The organism is Brevundimonas sp. (genome assembly GCF_018608325.1).
GTDB lineage: Bacteria > Pseudomonadota > Alphaproteobacteria > Caulobacterales > Caulobacteraceae > Brevundimonas.
The window spans coordinates 6,174-10,670 of sequence record NZ_JABAZW010000076.1 but is presented as its reverse complement, the minus strand read 5'-3'; the positions used below and the strand labels follow the sequence as shown (position 1 = coordinate 10,670).

9 protein-coding genes are annotated in these 4,497 nt (G+C 65.4%); 4 read left to right on the top strand and 5 right to left on the bottom strand.

Annotated elements, in window-relative coordinates:
• Positions 1 to 459 (bottom strand): hypothetical protein (locus QZ281_RS08020; protein WP_292226936.1); only part of this gene is annotated, 459 nt, incomplete at its 3' end.
• A 440-nt stretch (positions 460 to 899) separates the two neighbouring features.
• On the opposite strand from QZ281_RS08020, the gene QZ281_RS08015 reads away from it, so the two are divergent.
• Positions 900 to 1,361, top strand: coding sequence for a low molecular weight protein-tyrosine-phosphatase (locus QZ281_RS08015; RefSeq protein WP_292226934.1), 462 nt, complete (start codon positions 900 to 902; stop codon positions 1,359 to 1,361).
• Here QZ281_RS08015 and QZ281_RS08010 read toward each other — a convergent pair.
• Positions 1,342 to 1,644: a hypothetical protein gene (locus tag QZ281_RS08010; RefSeq protein ID WP_292226931.1), complete on the bottom strand. Its 303-nt coding sequence runs from the start codon at positions 1,642 to 1,644 to the stop codon at positions 1,342 to 1,344. The two genes, QZ281_RS08015 and QZ281_RS08010, sit on opposite strands and share 20 nt — an antisense overlap.
• Before the next feature lie 96 nt (positions 1,645 to 1,740).
• Here QZ281_RS08010 and QZ281_RS08005 point away from each other — a divergent pair, with 96 nt between their 5' ends.
• The 3 genes from QZ281_RS08005 to QZ281_RS07995 all read left to right on the top strand — a co-directional run bounded on the left by QZ281_RS08005 (position 1,741) and on the right by QZ281_RS07995 (position 3,288).
• Complete coding sequence (locus tag QZ281_RS08005; protein ID WP_292226929.1) at positions 1,741 to 2,259, top strand: sigma-70 family RNA polymerase sigma factor; 519 nt, start codon at positions 1,741 to 1,743, stop codon at positions 2,257 to 2,259.
• Positions 2,256 to 2,837 carry a hypothetical protein gene (locus QZ281_RS08000; protein WP_292226927.1) on the top strand — a complete coding sequence of 194 codons (582 nt, stop codon included), beginning with the start codon at positions 2,256 to 2,258 and terminating at the stop codon, positions 2,835 to 2,837. Before QZ281_RS08005 ends, QZ281_RS08000 begins: the two co-directional genes overlap by 4 nt.
• Positions 2,838 to 3,012: 175 nt before the next feature.
• Positions 3,013 to 3,288: a YjhX family toxin gene (locus QZ281_RS07995; RefSeq protein ID WP_292226925.1), complete on the top strand. Its 276-nt coding sequence runs from the start codon at positions 3,013 to 3,015 to the stop codon at positions 3,286 to 3,288.
• Here the strand turns inward: QZ281_RS07995 and rsmD are convergent.
• The 3 genes from rsmD to QZ281_RS07980 form a co-directional block, all read right to left on the bottom strand.
• The gene (gene rsmD / locus QZ281_RS07990; RefSeq protein ID WP_292226923.1) at positions 3,271 to 3,846 is read right to left on the bottom strand and encodes a 16S rRNA (guanine(966)-N(2))-methyltransferase RsmD; all 576 of its coding nucleotides are present in this window, start codon (positions 3,844 to 3,846) and stop codon (positions 3,271 to 3,273) included. The genes QZ281_RS07995 and rsmD overlap by 18 nt on opposite strands.
• Before the next feature lie 3 nt (positions 3,847 to 3,849).
• Entirely contained in the window at positions 3,850 to 4,263 is a 414-nt protein-coding gene (locus tag QZ281_RS07985) for a GFA family protein (protein WP_292226920.1), read from the bottom strand.
• Positions 4,260 to 4,497, bottom strand: a 238-nt coding sequence (locus QZ281_RS07980; RefSeq protein ID WP_292226918.1) for a hypothetical protein, incomplete at its 5' end; no start/stop codon positions are given. The genes QZ281_RS07985 and QZ281_RS07980, both read right to left, overlap by 4 nt.

Genomic DNA, 4,497 nt, shown 5'->3' with positions numbered 1-4,497 from the left:
CGTAACTAACCCAAGGACTCTGGTCGCCGCTGGATGAAAATTCAGAGGCACGTCATAGGATACACCGGCGCCATCGACATATTGACCACGGGTTCCGCCCTCATACTGGGCGCTTCCTGTGGAGGGCATAAGTATAGCGGCAGGCGCCTGACCGACAGCGAAATAGGTATAAGCTCCCCCCACCGGATTGGGCGAAATCCGTCCCAGTTGGACGTAGTCCAACCCGCCCTGAAGCACCGAAGTGATGTCGTAGAGGGTCAGCGTGCTGCTATCGCCGGGGACAAAAGCACCATTGATGTCACGCACAACGTTCGTGGCGACGCGCACGGAGCCGAGGCCATCGTTGCGGCTTTGCGGATTAGTGTAGTGTTTATCGATAACCGATGCGCCGTCCAGGTTTCTGAAGCTGTAGACATCATCACTGGTGTCACTGGTTCCACGACGATCAATCGTGAACAACGAAAACGCAGCGTTAGTTGGCGCGCCATCAACACGAACGCCAACCTGAGGCCCCATAACCTGGATCGATCCAGGCTGGCAGGAGAGCGCCGAGGGCGTAGTCGAGCAATTGGATGCGTATGGCGGTGGCGGTGGTGGCGGCGTCACGACACCACCTCCAGCACTCGAACCCCCTCCACCTCCGCCCCCACATGCGGAAAGAGAGATGCCAGCCGCAAACGCAACCAAAGACACTTTTAGCTTTGAAATCATGATGCCCTCTAGCCAACAGAGTTACATGAACTCGCTATTGCAAACAACAGCCTCGAACTGCGAACCACACAACCACAACATCCTTGAGTTGCAGACTTAGCATCAGCACCCGAAGGTTCGAGCGCAACGAACATTGCCTCAACCATGCGCCCTTGCATCGCACTTCGTTTCCCCCGATGCCCCCTCCCATGCGCTCCGTCCTCTTCGTCTGTCTCGGCAACATCTGTCGCTCGCCTCTGGCGGAGGCCGCCCTTCGCGCTGAGGCGCAGCGGTTGCGGATGGATCTGATCGTGGAGTCCGCCGGCACAGGCGGCTGGCACATCGGAGAGGCGCCCGATCCGCGCGCTCAGGCCGTGGCGCGCAGGCATGGGGTCGATATTTCAAGCTATCAGGGGCGGCAGGTGAAGCCTGCGGACTTCCGTCGCTTCACCCACATAATCGCCCTCGACCACGACAATCTGGCCAACCTGCGCCGCATCGCCCCCGCAGATGCGACCGCCGAACTCAGCCTGCTGCTGGACCATGTGCCGGGCCGCGAGGGTCAGGCGGTGGCCGACCCCTATTTCGGCGACGACGACGGTTTCGACGTCACCTGGGCCGAGGTCACGCAGGCGGCGCAGAATCTGGCGATCAAGCTGCGCGGCCGGTGAATCGGCTGCTGATCCAGCGCCAGATGCGCTTGCGCGCCTCGACCACCGACACGCCCAGCAGGGCCGCCACGGTCCAGAACAGCGCCTCGGTCGACACCGCCGCCACAATCGCCAGGGTGATCCGCGCCCCGCGATCCACGTCCAGATGAAGCCCGATCCCCAGCGATATCCAGGCGCACACCGCCGCGACCAGCAGCAGTCCGGCCAGCACCTTCAGGAAGCCCTTGCCACACGTCAGCACGCCGGGCTTGGTCTTGCCTGCGGTTCCGGTTTCAATCGTCATGGCGAACTCCTTTGGTTTTTCGACGCCTGACGTGAAAGTCTCGAGGATTGTCCGAGTCTTTCATCCCGACCGACGATTTCACGGAGACCGCCGCGCTTGGGACGCGACCAGACCTTTGAGGCCCTGCTGAGCGAACATGGCGCCATGCTGCGCCGGATCGCCTCCGGCTATGAGGCGGACCGCGAGCGCCGCCGCGAGCTGGAGCAGGAGATTCTGCTGGCCGTGTGGCGGGCCGTGCCCAAGCATCGGGGCGAGGCGCCGCTGCGGGCCTTCATCGCCCGCGTCGCCCATAACCGCGCCGTCACCCATGTCGCGCGCGAGGCCGCCGAACCCCGCCGCCAGCCTCTGGATGAGGCCGCGCCCAGCAGCGACCCCACGCCCCATGACACAGCCGAGACGCGCGACATGCACCAACGGCTGGAACAGGCAGTGCGCGCCCTGCCCCTGTCGCTGCGCCAGCCCGCCCTGCTGACGCTGGAAGGGTTCACCCCCGCCGAGATCGCCGACATGCTGGGCCTGAACGCCAACGCCGTCTCCATCCGCCTGACCCGCGCCAAGGCCGCCCTGCGACAGGCGCTCAATCCCGGCGACACAGCCCCTGAGGTTCGCCCATGACCAACCCCAATGACGACTGGTCCGACCTGACCCAGACCTGGACCGAAACCGCCGCCGACGAACCGGCGCTGGACCTCGGCCTGATCCGTGATCTGCAAAAGCGCGACCGTCTGGCGCGCCTGAACTTCGCCGGTGAAATCGCGGGCGGTGTCGTTGTCGTCGCCATCGTGATCTGGAGCACATTTGTGCGGGGCCTGCCATGGTCAGCGGGCCTGACAGCGTTGGGCTTCGTCGCGTTTGCGCTGGTCATGACCCTGTGGTCCCGGCGCGGCGATCCCGGCCTGCTGATCGACACTCCGCAGGCCGCCCTGCGTTCGGCCATCGCGCAGGCCCGCACCGGCTATCGTTGGGCCTTGGCCGGGGTGGCGATCAGCATGGCGGCGATGGTCTTCCTGCTGGCGGTGCAGAACCTGCTGCCGGGCGCACCGGGGCCGGATGCGCGGATCATGCTGGGTTTCGGTGTTTTTCTTGTCGCCTGCATCGGCTTTTACCTGCGTCACGCACGACGCTGCCGACAGCGGATGGCGGCGTATCAGGATGCGCTGAACGCCCTGACCGATGCAGGCCATGCCGATTGAAACCCCGGCTGCGTCTGGTTAGGTTGCCCCTTCATCTGTTGGGACTTTCATGTCTGAGAATGTGTTCACGGCTTGAGGCCCGGACGCTGAAAATCGTCTGAGGCCGCACGCAACGCCCCGCGTCTGAACGATCGACGCCGGGCGCATGACGACGCCTGTCCCGGACAATCCGAAAATGAACATCTCCCGTGCGGAACAACGCACGCTTCACGCCCTGGCTCAGGGCGGACGCATCCTGCTGGAGCGCGACGATCAGGGCCGCATCATCGCCGCCCGCTGCTTCACCCGCGAAGGTTGGGTGCTGGAAAGCTGCGACCTGTCACAGTGGCGCAGCCTGAAGCGCAAGCGCGTGATCATATCGCGCAGCGGCGGTCCCTATGTGGTCAATCGCGACGGCCTGAGCCGCCTGCGCAGCCAGTTGGACAACCGCACCTCAGGCCGAGGCTTCTGACACCCTGAGAAAAAGGACGCGCGCGGCGCCATAGTCGCGTGCGTCCAGACGCTCATAGCCGGGCGTGTCGATGTCCGGCTCGTCCGAGCCGCGCTCGAACACCACGATGGCGCCGGGCTTGAGCCAGTTACCTTCCAGCAGGCGCGCCAGCGTCTGTTCGCCCAGACCCTTGGCGTAGGGCGGATCGAGGAAGGCGATGTCGAACGCCTCGCCCGCCGAGCCGGGACGCACGCCCAGGTCGGTGGCGCTGCGCCGATGCACGCGCGTGCGTCCCATCAGGCCATAGGCGTCGGCGTTCTCACGAATGGCGCCGCGGGCGTCGTCTTCGATCTCGACGAACAGGCAGAAGGCCGCACCCCGGCTGACGGCCTCGAACCCCAGCGCGCCCGAACCGGCGTACAGGTCGATGACACGCGCGCCGTGCAGCGTCTCGGACCACGACGCGTGTTCCAGCACATTGAACACCGCCTGCCGCGCCCGGTCGGACGTGGGACGGGTGTTTTGGCCTTCAGGCGTGGTTATGGCCCGGCCCTTCAGCGATCCGGCGACGATCCGCATGGATCAGGCTTCCTGCGGCGCGTGCATGGCCGCCAGTTCGGCCAGGGTGATGCGCGGACGCTCGCCCGCCATCGCATAGTTGGCGGGTTTCAGGTCGATGCAGACTTCATCCTCGAACGCGAAAGCGCTCGGATCATCAAAGGCCTGGGCCGACACCATGGTCATGCCGCCCGAGCGCAAGCGCCAGAACAGGTTCGACCCGCAGGTCGGACAGAACTGGCGCTCGCCCCATTCGGACGAGACATAGGTCGACAGCGCGCCCTGAACCTCGACATCATCGCCGCAGTTCACGCTGAGCGACACCCCGCCGGACGTCTTGCGGCAGGTCTCGCAGTGGCAGGCGTGCATCCCGCCGTGCGGAACGGCGGTGAAGCTGACGGACCCGCAGGCGCAGCGGCCGGACAGGGACTGGCTCATCGTCTGGTCTCCGCCTTGGCCTTAGCGCGGCGAGCGGGGCTTGCCGCCCGGTCCGCGTCCGCTGGTGCCCGAAGGGCCAGCAGGCTTGCCGCCCGTGCGGGGCTTGAAGTCACGACCGCCGCCGCCAGCGCCCGAATCTTCTCAGGGCGCGGAGGCTGAGGAGAAAACTCCGGTGCGTCGAGCTGTTCTTCTTCGGTCACATCGCCGTCAGCATCGCCAGCCAGGTTAAAGATT

What these genes read in the sequence shown, in the direction of transcription:
- QZ281_RS08015 (WP_292226934.1), top strand. Translation starts at nt 900, where the DNA reads ATGCGCTCCGTCCTCTTCGTCTGTCTCGGCAACATCTGTCGCTCGCCT.
- QZ281_RS08010 (WP_292226931.1), bottom strand. Translation starts at nt 1,644, where the DNA reads ATGACGATTGAAACCGGAACCGCAGGCAAGACCAAGCCCGGCGTGCTG.
- QZ281_RS08000 (WP_292226927.1), top strand. Translation starts at nt 2,256, where the DNA reads ATGACCAACCCCAATGACGACTGGTCCGACCTGACCCAGACCTGGACC.
- QZ281_RS07995 (WP_292226925.1), top strand. Translation starts at nt 3,013, where the DNA reads ATGAACATCTCCCGTGCGGAACAACGCACGCTTCACGCCCTGGCTCAG.
- rsmD (WP_292226923.1), bottom strand. Translation starts at nt 3,846, where the DNA reads ATGCGGATCGTCGCCGGATCGCTGAAGGGCCGGGCCATAACCACGCCT.
- QZ281_RS07985 (WP_292226920.1), bottom strand. Translation starts at nt 4,263, where the DNA reads ATGAGCCAGTCCCTGTCCGGCCGCTGCGCCTGCGGGTCCGTCAGCTTC.